Genomic DNA, 17,933 nt, shown 5'->3' on the forward strand with positions numbered 1-17,933 from the left:
AACTGCGGCGGATTGTAGAGAAAGCGCCGCAACGCGGCAAAGGCGAACGATGATTTTCCCAGGCATAAAAAAGGCCCCGACTTGTCGGGGCCTTTTTCAGCGACTCAGCGCTCGATCAAACGCCTGTGTGGCGGCGCATGGATCAATGCTGCAGGGCTGGCTTCTGCGTCCCGTTGATCGGGATGCGTTTGGCTTTCGCCTCTTCCGGGATCACCCGCAACAGGTCGATGCTCAACAGACCGTTGCTCAGGCCGGCGGCCTTGATCTCGATGTGATCGGCCAGACGGAAGGACAGCTTGAAGGCACGCTGGGCGATGCCCTGGTGCAGGAAGGTGACGCCTTCGTTCGCGTCACGTTTGCCGCCACTGATGGTCAGCACGCCCTTCTCGACTTGCAGCTCCAGGTCTTCTTCCTGGAACCCGGCGGCGGCCACGACGATGCGGTACTGGTCGTCACCGTGCTTTTCGACGTTGTAGGGCGGATAGGTGCTGCCTGGCTCATTGCGCAGAGCGGTTTCGAACAGGTCATTGAAACGGTCGAAACCCACCGAAGAACGGAACAGTGGTGCGAGGGAAAATGCAGTACTCATGGTTCAAATCTCCTGAAAACAATCAGCAAGTTTTTTTGTCTCCGCGACCCGAATTCGGCATCGCGTAACCCTTAGATAGGGACCGCCGATTGCATTTCAAGAGACTTTTCGCAGATTTTTTCAGGCCGCCTCGGCCACCGGCAAGCCCAGCAAACGCGAGACTTGATCCGGCTCGGTTTCGCGACGCAGGACGGTGAACAGCTCCACCGCCTCGGGATAATTGCGGGTCAGCATGGCCAGCCACTGCTTCAGGCGACCCGGCGATTGGCGAGCCGTCATCTGCGCCTTGGCTTGCAGCCAGAAGTCCTGGATCAACGGCATCAGGTCGGCCCAGGTCATCTCGACCACCTCTTCCCCGGCCCGCGCGGCGGCGATTTGCCGGGCCAGGTCCGGACGCGACACCAGGCCACGGCCGAGCATGATGTCTTCCACGCCGCTGATTTCGCGGCAGCGGCGCCAGTCTTCGACGCTCCAGATATCACCGTTGGCGAACACCGGCACCTTGACCACATCCTGCACCCGCGGAATCCACTCCCAGTGCGCCGGCGGCTTGTAGCCGTCGACCTTGGTCCGCGCATGCACCACGATATGTTCCGCGCCGCCTTCGGCCAGCGCCGTGGCGCACACCAGCGAGCCATCCGGGCTATCGAAGCCGAGGCGCATCTTGGCGGTCACCGGGATGTGCGCAGGCACGGCACGCCGCACCTGCTCGACGATCTGGTTGAGCAGCTCCGGCTCCTTGAGCAGCACCGCACCGCCACGGGATTTGTTGACGGTCTTGGCCGGGCAGCCGAAGTTCAGGTCGATGACTTCGGAACCGAGCTCACAGGCCAGGGCGGCGTTTTCCGCCAGGCACACCGGATCGGAACCCAGCAGTTGCACCCGCAGCGGCACGCCGGACGCGGTACGGGCGCCGTTCAACAACTCGGGGCCGAACTTGTGGAAATAGGCCGGTGTGAGCAACTGATCGTTGACCCGGATGAACTCGGTCACGCACCAGTCGATACCACCGACCCGGGTCAGTACATCCCGCAGGATGTCATCGACCAACCCTTCCATGGGCGCCAAAGCAATTTGCATGAATCACACTCAACGTAAAACGCGGTAAAAAAACGTGCGGCAGTTTACTGGGTTTCGCTGGGAAGCAGGTATTTCAACGGGTGGATGGTCGCGGGCCGGTTCAGCTCGCCCCTTGCAACGCCGGCCCATAACCCTCGAGAAACTCCGCCGGCATGCGCTTGGGCTTGCCGCTGGACAGCTCGATGCAGACAAAGGTGGTCTGGGCCCGCAGCAAGGTAGCGCCATCGCTCGGACGCACCAGTTGGAAGCGTCGCGACATCTTCAGGCGCTGATCCCAGTCGACGATCCAGGTCGCCAGTTGCAGCTCGTCGCCTTCATAGGCCGCCGCCAGGTAGTCGATCTCGTGGCGTACCACCGCCATGGCCCGATCCAGGCGGCGGTATTCGCTCAGGTCCAGGCCCAGGCGCTGGGAATGACGCCAGGCGCAACGCTCGAGCCAAGTGACGTACACCGCGTTGTTGGCATGCCCCAAGCCGTCGATGTCTTCGGCACCCACCTGCAGATCGATGATAAACGGCGTTGCCAGATCCCAGCCCATGCCCCACTCCCGGTCAGATTATTCGACCGGGGCAGTGTAACGGATTGCTCAGGCGGATTGGCGCGCTTGCAGGCTGCGGCCGGCCAACAGCGTCAGCACACCCTCGATCAGCCGTGGATCGGCCAATACGCGCTGATGCCCGCCTTCCTTCAGGCGCAACAAGCGGCTGTCGAACCAGGCGTCATGGATCAGTTCGGACTCCTTGACCGGGACAAAGCAATCATCTTCGGCATGCACGATCAACCCGGGCATGTCCAACTGGTAATGCGCGACATCCATGGCCGCGGCGCGCATGCCGACATCCTGCTCCACCTGGCGGATAAAGGCCGAGCGTGCCTTGGGTGGCAGGCGCACATAACGGGCGAAGCCGCGCAGGACGCCGAGTATCCGCGCCGGGGCGGCGATGCTGACCAGGGTCTCGGTACGCAAGCCCAGTTGCACCGCCAGCATGGCGCTGGCGCCCCCCATGGAATGGCCGATGACCGCTCGCAGCGGCGGCAACTCCGCGGCGGCTTCGAGCATGGCCCGGGCAAACAGCATCACATTGGCCTCGCGACCGGGAGAACGCCCGTGGGCGGGACCGTCCAGCGCCACGACGCTGTAGCCGGCGCCCACCAGCGCATCGATCAGGCTGGCAAATTGCGTGGGGCGGCCTTCCCAACCGTGCATCAGCAGCACCGCCGGCCCCTGGCCCCAGCGCAATGCCGAGAGCCCGAAGCGCAGGGTAATGCGCTCCGAACGCGCCAGCAGCGGCAGCTCCCAGTCACGCGGCAGCCGCTCGCGCGGCGTCATGAAGGCCAGTCGCATCTTGCTGGCGACCAGCTTCGGTGCAACCCAGCCCAAGGTGCCGTTAACGCCACGAACCCAACTTAACGTGCTCATCGCTTCTCTCCTCAGGCCAGCGCCTCAGGTCATAGCACCGCCGACTTGGCAGCGCGCAGTAAACGGTCCGACAGCTCACCGGCTCCCAGCGCCCGGGCCAGGGACAAGCCGCCCACCATCAGGGCCAGATCGGCCAGGGCCTTGTCGGTGTCTTCGGGGGTGGTCGCCAACTGAGCCAGCATCAGCTCGATGTGTTCATTCAGGACTTTGCGGAAATCGTCCGGCAGGCGCCCCATTTCACCGACCGACGCGGGGATCGGGCAGGCCTGCTCGGTGGAATCGCGGTGCTTGCGCGACAGATAGAACGCTGCCACCAGCGCTCGCCGCTCCTCGCCGGTCAACGATGCGTCCATATCGGCAATCAGGCCCCGGCGCTGGGCCAGCAATTGACTGAACGCTTCCAGCATCAGGGCGTCCTTGCTTTCGAAATGCGCGTAGAAGCCACCGACCGTCAGGCCCGCGGCACCCATCACTTCGCCCACGCTCGGCTCGGCCGGGCCACGCTGCACCAGCGCGGTGCTGGCGGCCTGGAGAATGCGCTCGCGGGTTTGAGCTTTTTTATCGTTCATCGTTGCCTCCGAATATCACGATCAAAATATTATTCTCATAATAAATTTTCGCAAGTCGTTAGTGTGACCGTCGGTCAGGAGAACAGTGTGGGGAGAAAGGGAGAATTGGCCAAACGCCAGACAAACAAAAGGGCCATTCAATAATTGAATGACCCTTATAAATCCCGCAGAGCGGGTAATCGTGGCGTCCCCTAGGGGACTCGAACCCCTGTTACCGCCGTGAAAGGGCGGTGTCCTAGGCCACTAGACGAAGGGGACACAAACCCTTCTATACAACTGATCAGTGCTGAGAGCTGATCGATTCAAGGCCGGTGTGGCCAGACCTTGAACTGTAAAATTGGTGGAGCTAGACGGGATCGAACCGTCGACCTCTTGCATGCCATGCAAGCGCTCTCCCAGCTGAGCTATAGCCCCAGATTTTTCGCCTCGCGGCGGAGCGACATCTTGCAACATCGCTTCTGTAAAACTGGCGTCCCCTAGGGGACTCGAACCCCTGTTACCGCCGTGAAAGGGCAGTGTCCTAGGCCACTAGACGAAGGGGACGCAAACCCTTCTAACAACTGATCAGCGCTGAGAACTGATCGATTCAAGGCCGGTGTGGCCAGACCTTGAACTGTAAATTGGTGGAGCTAGACGGGATCGAACCGTCGACCTCTTGCATGCCATGCAAGCGCTCTCCCAGCTGAGCTATAGCCCCTCGTCGGTGAGGACGGGGCGAATCTTAAGGGCGTATCGGAAAGCTGTCAAATTTTTTTTCAGCTTTTTTTAAAAAAATTTGCCGGCATAACAATCACTTACCGCCCTCCCCCGTAAATCCGGGGCTTTTTCCGACCGTTGCGCCCTCCAGCAACGGTCGCGATCTCACTTCTTGCGCAGGTCCGCGGGAGCCAGCATGCCGGCTCCCGCGAATCAGCAGGCTGAATCAGGCGATCGCGCCCAGCAGCTTTTCCCACTCTTTGTTTTCTTTCTTCGACACGCCACCCAGCAGGTCGATGGCCTGGCGCAGGCGGAAACGGGTCAGGTCCGGGCCCAGAATTTCCATGGCATCAAGCACCGAGACCGAGCTGGCCTGACCGGTGATCGCGGCGAACATCAGCGGCATGGCATCACGCAGCTTCAGCTCCAGGGATTCGACCACGGCCTGGATGGTCGCGGTGATGCTGTCCTTTTCCCACTGACGCAGGCTTTCCAGCTTCCACAGGATCAGTTGCATCAGCTGCCGCACCTGATCGCCCGAAAGCTTCTTCGACTCGAACAGCTTGGCATCCGGGGTCACGCCACCGGCGAAGAAGAACCCGGCCAGCGGTGCGATCTGGCTGAAGGTTTCCACCCGGCCTTGCACGTGCGGCGCGATCTTCATCAGGTATTCGGGGTTCAGCGCCCAGGTCTGCACGCGGCTGGCAAACTCTTCCACCGGCAGGTCGCGCAACCACTGGCCATTGAGCCAGGACAGTTTCTCGATATCGAAGATCGGTCCACCCAGGGAGACCCGCGACAGGTCGAAGTTGTCGACCATTTCCTGCAGCGAGAACTTCTCGCGCTCGTCCGGCATCGACCAGCCCATGCGGCCCAGGTAGTTGAGCATGGCTTCCGGCATGAAGCCCATGCGCTCGTAGAAAGTCACGGAGGTCGGGTTCTTGCGCTTGGACAGCTTGCTCTTGTCCGGGTTGCGCAGCAGCGGCATGTAGCACAGCTGCGGCTGCTCCCAGCCGAAATACTCGTAGAGCAGAATCAGTTTCGGCGCCGAAGGCAGCCATTCTTCGCCACGCAATACGTGGGTGATGCCCATCAGGTGGTCGTCGACCACGTTGGCCAGGAAGTAGGTCGGCAGGCCATCGGTCTTCATCAGCACCTGCATGTCCATGCGATCCCACGGGATCTCGACATCGCCACGCAGCATGTCCGGCACCACGCAGACGCCTTCGCTCGGCACCTTCATGCGGATCACGTGCGGCTCGCCAGCGGCCAGGCGACGCGCGACCTCTTCCTTGGACAGCAGCAGCGCGCGACCGTCGTAGCGTGGCGTCTCGCCACGGGCCATCTGCTCGGCGCGCATCTGGTCCAGTTCTTCGGCGGTGCAGAAGCACGGGAAGGCATGGCCCATGTCGACCAACTGCTGGGTGTACTTCTGGTAGATCTCGCTACGTTCGCTCTGCCGGTAAGGACCGTGCGGGCCGCCCACGTCCGGGCCTTCGCTCCAGTTGATGCCCAACCAGCGCAAGGCGTCGAAAATCTGCTGCTCGGACTCGCGGGTCGAACGCAGTTGATCGGTGTCTTCGATGCGCAGGATGAACTCACCGCCATGCTGCTTGGCGAAGCAGTAGTTGAACAAGGCGATGTAAGCGGTACCTACGTGGGGATCCCCGGTAGGCGATGGCGCGATGCGCGTGCGGACGGTGGTCATGGCATGTCTCGGAAAGAATATGAAAAGCGAAGATCAAACAAGAGGCGAATGGTAACAGGCGATGCCGGCCCCGCTCCAGTGAGCAGGGCATTTAAGCCAAGGTTGAGGCTACTCGAGTCGCCCGGGCCGCCGAACCATCGATTGTCCGCCCGTGGCATTTACCACTGGTCGGCCGTATGCCAGATTCGCCCTCTGACAAATTTTCTTACATTTACCAGAGCGCAGCCTGCCGCCCCATGCCAGTTCAACTCAAGCGTCGCCTGTTTATTTTCCTGTTCCTGGTCCTGCTGATTGCCCTGGGCTTTCTGGCGCAGTGGTTTTTCCATGGACGCTTTTATGAAAGCACCGATAACGCCTATGTCCAGGGTGAAATCACCCGTGTTTCCAGCCAGCTTGGCGCGCGTATCGACGAGGTGCTGGTGCAGGACAACCAGCACGTCGAAAAAGGCCAGTTGCTGATCAGGCTCGAAGGCGATGATTTCCACCTCGCCGTGGATCGCGCCAATGCCACCCTGGCCACCCGCGAGGCCGAACGCCTGCAAGCCCAGAGCAGACTCACGCAACAGGCCAGCCTGATCGCCGCCGGCAAAGCCCAGGTGGCTTCCAGCCAGGCCAGCCTCGGGCGTTCGCAGATCGACCTGTCCCGCGCGCAAACCCTGCGCAAACCGGGTTATGTCTCGGAAGAGCGGGTCACCACCCTGTCCGCCGACAACCATATCGCCCGCTCGCAAGTGGCCAAGGCCCAGGCCGACCTGCAAGGCCAGCGCCAGCAGGTCAATGCCCTGAGTGCCGAGATCAAGCGCCTCGACGCGCAGATCGCCAATGCCCGCACCGACCTGGCCCAGGCCGAGCTGAACTTGACCCGCAGCGACATCCACGCCCCCATCAGCGGCCTGATCGGCCAGCGCGCGGCGCGTAACGGCCAGTACGTGCAGGCTGGGGCCTATCTGCTGTCGATCGTGCCGGACCAGGACATCTGGGTTCAGGCCAACTTCAAGGAAACCCAGATCGGCCATATGCAACCGGGACAAAAGGCCGAGCTGCTGTTCGACGCCTACGGCGACACGCCCATCGAAGCCCGCGTCGACAGCCTGTTCGCCGCCTCGGGCGCGCAGTTCAGCCTGCTGCCGCCGGACAATGCCACCGGCAACTTCACCAAGGTGGTGCAGCGCATTCCGGTGAAACTGACCTTTGCCGCCGACAACCCGCTGCACGGCAAGATCCGCCCGGGCATGTCAGTCACTGTCAAAGTGAATATCCAGCCCCTGAACCCAGAACCCTCGAACGATGGCCGGTGACCAACTGTTGCGCCCGGTCGGCGAACCGACCCGGCGCGACTGGATCGCGGTGATGAGCGTGATGCTCGGCGCCTTCATGGCGGTGCTGGACATCCAGATCACCAACGCCTCGCTCAAGGACATCCAGGGCGCGCTGTCGGCAACCCTCGAAGAAGGCTCGTGGATCTCCACTTCCTACCTGGTGGCGGAGATCATCATGATCCCCCTCACCGCCTGGCTGGTGCAGCTGCTGTCGGCGCGGCGCCTGGCGGTCTGGGTGTCGGCGGGTTTCCTGATCGCCTCCCTGCTCTGCTCCATGGCCTGGAGCCTGGAAAGCATGATCGTGTTCCGCGCCCTGCAGGGCTTTACCGGCGGCGCGCTGATCCCGCTGGCGTTCACCCTGACCCTGATCAAGCTCCCCGAGCACCATCGCGCCAAGGGCATGGCCATGTTCGCCATGACCGCCACCTTCGCCCCGTCCATCGGCCCGACCCTGGGTGGCTGGCTCACGGAGCACTGGGGCTGGGAATACATCTTCTACATCAACATCCCGCCCGGCCTGATCATGATCGCCGGCCTGCTCTATGGCCTGGAGAAGAAGGAAGCCCATTGGGAGCTGCTGAAAAGCACCGACTACGCCGGCATTCTCACCCTGGGTGTCGGCCTCGGTTGCCTGCAGGTGTTTCTCGAGGAAGGTCACCGCAAGGACTGGCTGGAATCGAACCTGATCGTCAGCCTGGGCAGCATCGCCCTGCTGAGCCTGATCACCTTTGTCATTGTCCAGGTGTCCAAGCCCAACCCGCTGATCAACCTGGGCATCCTGCGCAACCGCAACTTCGGCCTGTCGAGCATTTCCAGCCTGGGCATGGGCGTCGGGCTGTACGGCTCCATCTATCTGTTGCCGCTGTACCTGGCGCAGATCCAGAGCTACAACGCCTTGCAGATCGGCGAAGTGATCATGTGGATGGGGGTGCCGCAGCTGTTCCTGATTCCGCTGGTGCCGAAGCTGATGCAGTTCATCTCGCCCAAATGGCTGTGCACCCTGGGCTTTGGCCTGTTCGGCCTGGCGAGTTTTTCTTCGGGGGTGCTCAACCCGGACTTCGCCGGACCGCAGTTCAACCAGATCCAGATCATCCGCGCCCTGGGGCAGCCGTTGATCATGGTCACCATTTCTTTGATCGCCACCGCCTACATCCTGCCGCAGGACGCCGGCTCGGCCTCCAGCCTGTTCAACATCCTGCGCAACTTAGGCGGTGCAATCGGCATCGCCCTGCTCGCGACCCTGCTGGATGCGCGGACCAAGACTTACTTCGACTACCTGCGCGAATCCATAGTGCCGAGCAACCCGCAAGTGGCCGAACGCCTGGCGACCCTGGCCGAGAAGTTCGGCAGCGATACCGCCGCCCTCGGCAAACTCAGCGAAATTACCCACCAGCAGGCGCTGATCATGGCCTACAACGACGCCTTCCATTTTGTCGGGATCGCCCTGGGCGTCAGCATGCTGGCGATTCTGCTGACCAAGGCGTTGCCGGCCGGGATCAAGGCCGGGGAAGCACACTGACTTGCCAGGGTAACCACTGTAGCCGCTGCCGCAGGCTGCGATAGGTCCGAAGGACCTTCAGCGGTAGTGATACCGCCACGGCCGTACCGGCCGATCGCAGCCTGCGGCAGCGGCTACAGGTGAGGCTCAAACCGTCAGCAAACGCTCGCGCAGCTTGCCGATTTCGTCGCGCATCTGCGCCGCGGCTTCGAACTCCAGATCGCGGGCCAACTGGTACATCTTCTCTTCGAGCTGGCGAATGCGCTTGGTGATCTCGCTGGGCGAGCGCAGTTCGTTTTCATAGCGGGCGTTTTCCTCGGCAGCCTTGGCCATGCCTTTGCGCTTCTTGCTGCGCGAACCGGGCACGGTGGCGCCTTCCATGATGTCGGCGACGTCCTTGAACACGCCTTTGGGGGTGATGCCATTGGCCAGGTTGAAGGCGATCTGCTTGTCGCGACGGCGCTCGGTCTCGCCAATCGCCCGCTCCATGGAGCCGGTGATGCGGTCGGCGTAGAGAATCGCCCGGCCGTTGAGGTTACGCGCGGCCCGGCCGATGGTCTGGATCAGCGAGCGCTCGGAGCGCAGGAAACCTTCCTTGTCCGCATCGAGAATCGCCACCAGCGACACTTCCGGCATGTCCAGGCCTTCGCGCAGCAGGTTGATCCCCACCAGCACATCGAAGGTGCCCAGGCGCAGGTCGCGGATGATCTCGACCCGCTCCACGGTGTCGATGTCCGAGTGCAGATAACGCACCCGCACACCGTGATCAGCGAGGTAATCGGTCAGGTCCTCGGCCATGCGCTTGGTCAGGGTGGTCACCAGGACCCGCTCTTCCACGGCCACGCGCTTGGTGATTTCCGACAACAGGTCATCGACCTGGGTCAGCGCCGGACGTACTTCCACCTGCGGGTCGACCAGGCCGGTCGGGCGCACCACCTGCTCGACCACGCGACCGGCATGCTCGGCTTCATAGTTGCCCGGTGTGGCCGAGACGAAGATGGTCTGCGGGCTGACCCCTTCCCACTCGTCGAAGCGCATCGGCCGGTTGTCCAATGCCGAGGGCAGGCGGAAACCGTACTCCACCAGGGTTTCCTTGCGAGAGCGGTCGCCTTTGTACATGGCGCCGACCTGCGGCACGCTGACGTGGGACTCGTCGATCACCAGCAAGGCGTCCGCCGGCAGGTAATCGTACAGGGTCGGCGGCGCGGCCCCGGCAGGCCGCCCGGACAGGTAGCGCGAGTAGTTTTCGATGCCGTTGCAGTAACCCAGCTCGAGGATCATCTCCAGGTCGAAACGGGTGCGCTGCTCCAGGCGCTGGGCTTCCACCAGTTTGTTGTTGCTGCGCAGGTACTCCAGGCGCTCCTGCAACTCGACCTTGATCCCCTCGATGGCATCCAGCAGGGTTTCCCGCGGCGTCACGTAGTGGCTCTTGGGATAGAAGGTGAAGCGCGGCAGCTTGCGGATCACTTCGCCGGTCAGCGGGTCGAAAGCGGAGATGCTTTCCACCTCGTCATCGAACAGCTCGATGCGGATTGCTTCCAGGTCGGATTCCGCCGGGTAGATATCGATCACGTCGCCGCGCACGCGGAAGGTGGCGCGGGCAAAATCCATGTCGTTACGGGTGTATTGCAGGTCGGCCAGGCGGCGCAGCAAGGCGCGCTGGTCGAGCTTGTCGCCGCGATCGACGTGCAACACCATCTTCAGATAGGTTTCCGGGCTGCCCAGGCCGTAGATGCACGACACCGTGGTGACGATGATCGCATCCTTGCGTTCCAGCAGCGCCTTGGTCGCCGACAGGCGCATCTGCTCGATATGGTCGTTGATCGAGGCATCTTTCTCGATAAAGGTGTCGGACGAAGGTACATAGGCTTCCGGCTGGTAGTAGTCGTAGTAGGAAACGAAGTACTCCACCGCGTTGTTCGGGAAGAACGCCTTGAACTCGCCGTACAACTGCGCGGCCAGGGTCTTGTTCGGCGCCAGCACCAGGGTCGGGCGCTGTACCTGGGCGATCACGTTGGCGATGCTGAAGGTCTTGCCCGAGCCGGTCACACCGAGCAGCGTCTGGTGCGCCAGCCCGGCCTCGATGCCCTCGACCATCAGCCGGATGGCCTCCGGCTGGTCGCCGGCGGGCTGGAAGCGGGTGACTAGCTGGAATTCAGACATAACGTACCTCTGGGTTCACTCCAGCACGACGCCGCCGCACAGGAACGAGAAAGACCACAAACGACGAGTGTCGCCGGGAAAATACTGGATTGTGCTGGATGTGGAGGCAAATTCCACAGCTTTCAAGGCAAAGGTCCCTGGGCCCTGTACGACTTTGACGTTGCAATAAGACTAACGGTCGAAAAATAAACCGAAAAACTTGCCGGAAAAGCCCTTTCAGCTGTCGCCGCGCGCAGTGATGTGCCTCTATACTAGCTCCCCGTTTGTGCACCGCTCTAGTGCATTCGGCTGGAGCGCGACACGTCCCTCCACACTCCATTCAGAGCCGCCGTAATAATGAGCCTGTTCTCCGCTGTCGAAATGGCACCACGCGATCCTATCCTGGGCCTCAACGAAGCATTCAACGCCGATACCCGTACCAACAAGGTCAACCTGGGGGTCGGTGTTTACTGCAACGAGGAGGGGCGAATTCCACTCCTGCGCGCCGTTGTCGAAGCCGAGACGATCCGCGCCGCTCAACATGCCTCCCGTGGCTACCTGCCGATCGACGGTATCGCCGCCTACGACCAGGCCGTGCAGAAGCTGCTGTTCGGCAACGACTCGCCGCTGCTGGCCGCCGGTCGCGTGGTCACCACCCAGGCCGTCGGCGGTACCGGCGCGCTGAAGATCGGCGCCGACTTCCTCAAGCAGCTGCTGCCTGACGCGGTCGTGGCCATCAGCGACCCAAGCTGGGAGAACCACCGCGCGCTGTTCGAAACCGCCGGTTTCCCGGTGCAGAACTACCGCTACTACGACGCCGCCACCCACGACGTGAACCGCGTCGGCCTGCTGGAAGACCTGAATGCCCTGCCAGCCCAGTCGATCGTGGTCCTGCATGCCTGCTGCCACAACCCGACCGGCGTCGACCTGAGCCCGGAAGACTGGAAAAACGTGCTGCAGGTGATCAAGGCGAAAAACCTGGTGCCGTTCCTCGACATGGCCTACCAGGGCTTCGGTGACGGCATCGCCGAAGACGCCGCCGCCGTGCGCCTGTTCGCCGAATCGGGCCTGACTTTCTTCGTCTCCAGCTCGTTCTCCAAGTCGTTCTCGCTGTACGGCGAGCGCGTTGGCGCCCTGTCGATCGTCAGCGAATCGAAAGAAGAAAGCGCACGCGTGCTGTCGCAGGTCAAGCGCGTGATCCGCACCAACTACTCCAACCCGCCGACCCACGGTGCAAGCATCGTCGCCGCCGTGCTCAACAGCCCGGAACTGCGCGCCCAGTGGGAAGCCGAACTGGCCGAAATGCGCCTGCGGATCCGCGGCATGCGCCTGCAGATGGTCGACCTGCTGGCCAAGGGCGCGCCACAGCGCGACTTCAGCTTCGTGGCCCGTCAGCGCGGCATGTTCTCCTACTCCGGCCTGACCGTCGAACAAGTGACACGCCTGCGCAACGAGTTCGGCATCTACGCCCTGGACACCGGCCGTATCTGCGTGGCCGCGCTGAACCAGAACAACATCGACGTCGTGACCAAGGCCATCATCCAGGTGATCTGAGCCACGCGCGGTGAGTGAAAGGGGGAAGCCTTTGGGCTTCCCCCTTTTTTGTGGGCCGCCCTCGCCGACCCGATGCCCACTAGACTGAATTCAGCTTGCCTTCTTCCCTATCGAGAACACCCCATGAGACACGACGACCTGCGAGCCGACCGCGACGAACTGGACCACTTCCCCCGCCCGCAGAAACGCGAAAGGAACCTGGTCCTGCAAATTGCCCTGGGGGTATTTCTCGGTGGCCTGGCGCTGTGGCTGGTGCAACTGGCCGCCACCTCGCTGGCTGCAAAGTTCATGCTGGGCACCTTCACTTTCGGCGGTTGAGAACGCTCAACCGGCCAGTTCAGCGCTGCGCTGGCTGGCGGCATCATCGAAGGCCACGTACAGCGACTCGGCGACCTGGCTCTTGATGGCCTTGGCGCTTTCCAGCCCGAGGACAAAACCTTCGGCCTTGCCGCCCGCGCGGTTCAATTCAGCGGCCGATCCGGCCTGGGTAATGGCATCCCACAGTTTCATGGCCTGGGGACCGACGCCTTTGGGCAGGCTGATCTGCTCGATGCTCATAAAACCTCCTCAGGCAGAGGCGACAGGGCAAGCAGTGTGGCGGGTAAAAACTTGAACAGGGTCATGAGCGTTACCTTTTCGGCTGGAAGCCGGGAGCGCGTGAAACCACTGCCGGGGCGCCATGGTAGACCTGTGCCGCGATTCCGGTAACCGCCAACGGCCAAATAGCCGCGGATTGGCACAATGGCCAGGGTCGACCAGGCTCACTCAAGCGAAAAATTATTTGGGGATGCTTGACTTCTCCTTCTTAATCAGTAAGATACGCCGCATTCCGCGATAGCTCAGTTGGTAGAGCAAGTGACTGTTAATCACTGGGTCCCTGGTTCGAGTCCAGGTCGTGGAGCCATCTTCCTACACTGATTGGCCAGCAACACTTCAAGGAGCGCCCTGCTCCTGCGGCGAATCAGTTCAGTGTCACCCTCCCCAAGATCGATTCAGCGCATGCCAGACCGGCATGCGGATAAACGTTTGCGCTGCGCCCGATTCCAGCCTGTCTCCGATTGCCTGGCGCCAGCGCCTGAAGTAGGCTGTGCCCCTTCTCACGCCAGCCGTCACGACTCATGTTTTTCCCCGCACAACCCCCTCACAGCTTTCTCTCGATGAGCCCATCGCAGACCTTCGCGGTGTCGCAATCCGACTGCGCGATCAATCGACGCCGCCGCAGCGTGCTGTTCGCCTTCACTTTCTCCCCTCACGCCTGACCCCCACCGTTGCGCCTGAAGCCGGCGCGGACCTGATACAGCTGCGGCTCTCGTTCGCCGCGCACTGCCCCATCCGCCGCTTTGCACCGCAGAACCCCGGCCCGACCTACGCCCGCGTATACCGAACCGCAACCCTGCCCGAGCAAAAGCGCCGCGCCACAACAAACCGTCTTTAAGCACCCGCCCCATCGGGTGCAGGTGTATTCCATGAATAAAACCCTGTTGGCCGCACTGATCCTCGGCATCTCGATTGTCGGCCTGAGCATCGGCTCCACCGTACCGGTCATTGCCTTGCGCCTGTATCAGGCCGGCGCCTCGAACACCCAGATCGGCATCATGTCGGCCCTTCCCGCCGCCGGCATGATGCTGTCGGCGTTCCTGGTGAACGGCCTGTGCCAGAGACTCAGCCGCCGGCAGATCTACCTGCTGTGTTTCAGCCTGTGCGCCCTCAGCATCGGCGCCCTGGAGCTCCCCGGGATCAGCCTGACCGGCCTGGGGCTGGCGCGGATTGTCATGGGCTTCGGCGCCGGGCTGATCATCATTCTGGGAGAAACCTGGGTCAACGAGATGGCCGCGGACGCCGTGCGCGGGCGAGTGATCGCGGTCTACACCACCTGTTTCACCGTGTTCCAGATGATCGGCCCCGGCCTGGTGGCCCTGCTCGGCACCGAGGGGCCGGCGGTGATCGCCACGGTCAGCACCGGTTACCTGCTGGCCATTGCGGTGATCTGGCTGACCCTGCCACGCCAGCGCCCCGTTGCCGGACACGCCACAAACAAAAGCTTCTCGGTGCTGGGCTTTATCCGGGTGGCGCCGGCACTGTGCGTGGGCATCCTGTTCTTCGCCTTCTTCGATACGGTGATTCTCTCGCTGTTTCCGGTCTACGCCGCGACCCACGGCTACGCCATCAAGCTCGCGGCGCTGATGGTCAGCATCATTCTGCTGGGGGATGCGGCGTTCCAGTTTCCTCTGGGCTGGCTGTCGGACAAGGCCGGACGCGCCGCCATCTACCTGGGCTGCGGCGTGGTGTCGTTGGTGATCGGCCTGGGGCTGCCACTGTTGATGAACTACCCGGCGCTGCTCTGGCCGAGCCTGGTGATACTCGGCGCGGCGGCCGGCGGGGTGTACACCCTGGCGATCATCCTGATCGGCCAGGAGTTCAGCGGCCCCGACCTGGTCACGGCCAACGCCAGCGCGGGCTTGTTGTGGGGTATCGGCAGCCTGCTGGGGCCGCTGCTCAGCGGTGCAGCCATGAGCGGTGGCGCCCACGGCCTGCCCTTGACGCTATCGGCGGCAGCCGCCGTGGTGGTGCTGTTCGCCTTGGCGCTGGTCCGGCAAGGGCTGCCGGAGCGGATCGCGGAGTAGCTAGCCGGCCAGGCCTGGATTGATTGCATCCAGCCTGGCGATTCGGCCGGCCCTAGACCTTGCTGGTTTCGACCGCGCCCGAGGCATGGGACGACACCTGATGAGCAGCCGGAGCATGCTCGCCATGGGACGTATCCACCACCGGAATCTCGTTGCCCTCGGCATCGTGCAGCTTGCCGCCGCTGAAATAATCGCCCTCACGCAACGCTGCCAGGTCCTGGTAGCGCAGGGTGCGCTCGGACGCCACGGCAAACACCGATTGCTGGTCCGAGTTGCCCAGGGTGAAGTGGTTGAAGGTGAGGTTCAGCACAATGGCCATGATCGCCGAGGAGCTGATGCCGGAATGGAAGATGGTGGCGAACCAGCTCGGGAAATGGTCGTAGAAGTTCGGCGCGGCGATGGGAATCATGCCGAAGCCGATCGAGGTGGCAACGATGATCAGGTTGACGTTGTTGCGGTAGTCGACCTTGGACAGGGTCCGGATACCGCTGGCCGCCACGGTGCCGAACAGCACGATACCGGCCCCGCCGAGCACCGAAGTCGGTACGGCGGCAATCACCCGCCCCATGAACGGCAGCAGACCGAGGATCACCAGGAACACCCCGCCGGTGGCCACCACATAACGACTCTTGATCCCGGTCACCGCCACCAGCCCGACGTTCTGGGCAAAGGCGCTCTGGGTGAAGGAGCCGAAGATCGGCGCGATCATGCTCGACAGCATGTCGGCGCGCAGGCCGTTGCCCAGGCGCTTGGAGTCAACCTTGGTGTCGATGATTTCACCCACCGCGAGGATGTCGGCCGAGGTTTCCACCAGGGTCACCATAACCACGATGCACATCGACAGGATGGCGGCGAAATGGAAAGTCGGCATGCCGAAATGAAAGGGTGTCGGGAAGCCGAACATCGGCCCCTGGGTGACCATGGAGAAATCGGCCATGCCCAGGAACACCGCGATGATCGTGCCCACCACCATGGCCAGCAGGATCGACAGCCGCGAAATGGTCGCGCTACCAATCTTGCTCAGCAGCAACACCAGGACCAGGGTGATCGCCGCCAGGCCGATATTGGCCATGCTGCCGAAGTTTTCCGCATGGCTGTTGCCCCCCATGGCCCAGCGCGCCGCCACTGGCATCAGGGTCAGGCCGATGGTGGTAATCACGATGCCCGTGACCAGCGGTGGAAAGAACTTGGTGATGCGTGAAAACACCGGAGTGATCAGCAGACCGATCAACGAGGCGGCGATCACCGCCCCGAGAATCGACTGGAAGCCCCCTTCGCCACCGCTGCTGACAATCGCCACCATGGTCGCCACGCCCGAGAAGGACACGCCCTGGACCAGCGGCAGCTGACAGCCGAAAAACGGCAGGCCGAGGGTTTGCAGGAGAGTCGCCAGACCGCCGGCGAACAACGACGCCGCGATCAGCAGACCGATGTCCGCCGGCGCCAGGCCGGCGGCCTGGCCAACGATCAAAGGCACCGCAACGATACCGCCGTACATGGTCAGAACATGTTGCAGGCCGTAAGCCATATTCGCGCCAAGACCCAGGTTTTCATCTTCAGGCCGTTGCGGTGAAACAGAGGGCGTTTTCATGGTTGGGGGGTTCCCTGGTTTTTGTTATGGGCACACTGTATTCAACAGTTGGGACAAATGTCTATAGAGTTGTATACACTTTATTCGGCACCGCCCAACCTCAAAAACCAGCGAAACCTGATCACCAGCCTCTGCCTTTTTCCCGCCGAACCCCGTCCCAGACAGCCACCCTGATAGAATCCCAGCCCCCGCGGCGCCCACATAGGTGACGCCCTCCGTCCGCGCATGGAAGCGATCGAATGAATCATCTCTGGCATACCTTCCGCCTCGCCTATGGCAGCTTCCGCACGGTGCTGGCCTTGCAAGGCTTTGTGCTGGCCGTGTTCAGCACCAGCTTCGCCGACAGCCTGTGGCAAGGGTTCTGGGCTGGCCTGGGGACCTTTGCCCTGTTCGTCGCCGGCGGTGCGATATTCGGCTTTCTGCCCATGGCACTGGTGTTTACCCCGCTGTACGCCCTGCTCTGCGCCAAAGGCCTGGCCAATTGGTTCAGCAGCCTGCTGCTGGGGCTGTCGATCGCCGGTGTACTTTGCCTTCACCCAGCCTTGCGCCTGCTGATGCCGCTCTGGCTGCTGGACAGTGCGTTGATTGCGCTGCTGACTCACTGGACGTATCGCCGCCAACTGAAGGATGGTTATGAGCAGATGCCTTTATGGCGCTGACCCTGAGCTGCCTGGGGGCTTTGCTCAGCAAAAGAGTGCTCAGCCTGGAAGGAATCGCCACGTGAACAGATGCCTCTCGATCCTGATCAGCCCTGCATTGTTGATACTGGCGTCCAGCGCCCAGGCCGCGCTGGTCTGCGGCGATTTCCTGGCACGGATCGGCAACAAACCCACCTATATCGAGTTCCTCGAATGTCACGCCGAACCCGAGTTGCAGACCAAGCCGCTGCGCGCCACCTATCGCCTGGCGGGGCGTGATGCCCAGGCTGCCGAACGCTACCTGGGCGAGCAGTTCCGGATGCCGCCCCTGCGGCGCTCCTGTTGTGTCTGGGATGCGCCGCCTGGCTTCTACCGTGACCCGCGCGGCCAGTTGGGCTACAGCCTGTTCATGGGGTCGGCGGAAACCTTCGTCGATCGCCGCGAAGCCTGGGGGGATATCGACTATTTCTATCTGACTATCGACCTCGACACCGAGGAACCCTGA

16 protein-coding genes and 5 tRNA genes are annotated in these 17,933 nt (G+C 62.4%); 8 read left to right on the forward strand and 13 right to left on the reverse strand.

Features of this window, described 5'->3' with window-relative positions; translation table 11 throughout:
- Positions 1-142: 142 nt before the first annotated feature.
- The 10 genes from AC07PQ_RS22750 to gltX all read right to left on the reverse strand — a co-directional run bounded on the left by AC07PQ_RS22750 (position 143) and on the right by gltX (position 6,062).
- Positions 143-589 (reverse strand): Hsp20 family protein, encoded by a 447-nt coding sequence (locus AC07PQ_RS22750; RefSeq protein ID WP_007922004.1) that lies wholly within the window; start codon positions 587-589, stop codon positions 143-145.
- Between the two features lie 120 nt (positions 590-709).
- A complete protein-coding gene (locus AC07PQ_RS22755; RefSeq protein WP_493185229.1) occupies positions 710-1,669 on the reverse strand; it encodes a tRNA dihydrouridine synthase in 960 nt (319 codons plus the stop codon).
- A gap of 100 nt (positions 1,670-1,769) precedes the next feature.
- Positions 1,770-2,207, reverse strand: a complete 438-nt coding sequence (locus AC07PQ_RS22760; RefSeq protein ID WP_007922008.1) for an acyl-CoA thioesterase — start codon at positions 2,205-2,207, stop codon at positions 1,770-1,772.
- Positions 2,208-2,255: 48 nt separating this feature from the next.
- A complete protein-coding gene (locus tag AC07PQ_RS22765; RefSeq protein WP_493185230.1) occupies positions 2,256-3,089 on the reverse strand; it encodes an alpha/beta fold hydrolase in 834 nt (277 codons plus the stop codon).
- 29 nt (positions 3,090-3,118) lie between these two features.
- Positions 3,119-3,658 carry a TetR/AcrR family transcriptional regulator gene (locus AC07PQ_RS22770; RefSeq protein WP_007922012.1) on the reverse strand — a complete coding sequence of 180 codons (540 nt, stop codon included), beginning with the start codon at positions 3,656-3,658 and terminating at the stop codon, positions 3,119-3,121.
- Between the two features lie 182 nt (positions 3,659-3,840).
- A tRNA-Glu gene (locus AC07PQ_RS22775) sits at positions 3,841-3,916 on the reverse strand.
- Positions 3,917-3,996: 80 nt separating this feature from the next.
- Positions 3,997-4,072: transfer RNA gene (locus AC07PQ_RS22780), tRNA-Ala, on the reverse strand.
- A gap of 53 nt (positions 4,073-4,125) precedes the next feature.
- Positions 4,126-4,201: transfer RNA gene (locus tag AC07PQ_RS22785), tRNA-Glu, on the reverse strand.
- 78 nt (positions 4,202-4,279) lie between these two features.
- A tRNA-Ala gene (locus AC07PQ_RS22790) sits at positions 4,280-4,355 on the reverse strand.
- Positions 4,356-4,580: 225 nt separating this feature from the next.
- Positions 4,581-6,062 (reverse strand): glutamate--tRNA ligase, encoded by a 1,482-nt coding sequence (gene gltX, locus AC07PQ_RS22795; protein WP_007922014.1) that lies wholly within the window; start codon positions 6,060-6,062, stop codon positions 4,581-4,583.
- Positions 6,063-6,298: 236 nt separating this feature from the next.
- On the opposite strand from gltX, the gene AC07PQ_RS22800 reads away from it, so the two are divergent.
- A complete protein-coding gene (locus tag AC07PQ_RS22800; RefSeq protein ID WP_493185231.1) occupies positions 6,299-7,360 on the forward strand; it encodes an HlyD family secretion protein in 1,062 nt (353 codons plus the stop codon).
- Positions 7,350-8,900 (forward strand): MDR family MFS transporter, encoded by a 1,551-nt coding sequence (locus AC07PQ_RS22805; RefSeq protein WP_492571604.1) that lies wholly within the window; start codon positions 7,350-7,352, stop codon positions 8,898-8,900. Before AC07PQ_RS22800 ends, AC07PQ_RS22805 begins: the two co-directional genes overlap by 11 nt.
- A gap of 126 nt (positions 8,901-9,026) precedes the next feature.
- Here AC07PQ_RS22805 and uvrB read toward each other — a convergent pair whose 3' ends face one another.
- Positions 9,027-11,042: an excinuclease ABC subunit UvrB gene (gene uvrB / locus AC07PQ_RS22810; RefSeq protein WP_007923725.1), complete on the reverse strand. Its 2,016-nt coding sequence runs from the start codon at positions 11,040-11,042 to the stop codon at positions 9,027-9,029.
- 336 nt (positions 11,043-11,378) lie between these two features.
- Here uvrB and AC07PQ_RS22815 point away from each other — a divergent pair, with 336 nt between their 5' ends.
- Together AC07PQ_RS22815 and AC07PQ_RS22820 are read left to right on the forward strand one after the other, a co-directional pair.
- Positions 11,379-12,575: an amino acid aminotransferase gene (locus AC07PQ_RS22815; RefSeq protein WP_007923727.1), complete on the forward strand. Its 1,197-nt coding sequence runs from the start codon at positions 11,379-11,381 to the stop codon at positions 12,573-12,575.
- 123 nt (positions 12,576-12,698) lie between these two features.
- A complete protein-coding gene (locus tag AC07PQ_RS22820; RefSeq protein WP_007923732.1) occupies positions 12,699-12,893 on the forward strand; it encodes a hypothetical protein in 195 nt (64 codons plus the stop codon).
- Between the two features lie 6 nt (positions 12,894-12,899).
- Here AC07PQ_RS22820 and AC07PQ_RS22825 read toward each other — a convergent pair whose 3' ends face one another.
- Positions 12,900-13,133 (reverse strand): hypothetical protein, encoded by a 234-nt coding sequence (locus AC07PQ_RS22825; protein WP_007923734.1) that lies wholly within the window; start codon positions 13,131-13,133, stop codon positions 12,900-12,902.
- Between the two features lie 270 nt (positions 13,134-13,403).
- Here AC07PQ_RS22825 and AC07PQ_RS22830 point away from each other — a divergent pair.
- Together AC07PQ_RS22830 and AC07PQ_RS22835 are read left to right on the forward strand one after the other, a co-directional pair.
- A tRNA-Asn gene (locus AC07PQ_RS22830) sits at positions 13,404-13,479 on the forward strand.
- 562 nt (positions 13,480-14,041) lie between these two features.
- Entirely contained in the window at positions 14,042-15,199 is a 1,158-nt protein-coding gene (locus AC07PQ_RS22835) for an MFS transporter (protein ID WP_284168944.1), read from the forward strand.
- A 52-nt stretch (positions 15,200-15,251) separates the two neighbouring features.
- Here the strand turns inward: AC07PQ_RS22835 and AC07PQ_RS22840 are convergent, their stop codons facing one another.
- Positions 15,252-16,790 (reverse strand): nucleobase:cation symporter-2 family protein, encoded by a 1,539-nt coding sequence (locus tag AC07PQ_RS22840; RefSeq protein WP_007928824.1) that lies wholly within the window; start codon positions 16,788-16,790, stop codon positions 15,252-15,254.
- Positions 16,791-17,029: 239 nt separating this feature from the next.
- Between AC07PQ_RS22840 and AC07PQ_RS22845 the strand changes: the two genes are divergently transcribed.
- Together AC07PQ_RS22845 and AC07PQ_RS22850 are read left to right on the forward strand one after the other, a co-directional pair.
- Positions 17,030-17,449, forward strand: a complete 420-nt coding sequence (locus tag AC07PQ_RS22845) for a hypothetical protein (protein WP_493185232.1) — start codon at positions 17,030-17,032, stop codon at positions 17,447-17,449.
- 61 nt (positions 17,450-17,510) lie between these two features.
- Complete coding sequence (locus AC07PQ_RS22850) at positions 17,511-17,933, forward strand: DUF4952 domain-containing protein (RefSeq protein ID WP_493185233.1); 423 nt, start codon at positions 17,511-17,513, stop codon at positions 17,931-17,933.

The organism is Pseudomonas sp. GW821-FHT09E12, assembly GCF_059416085.1.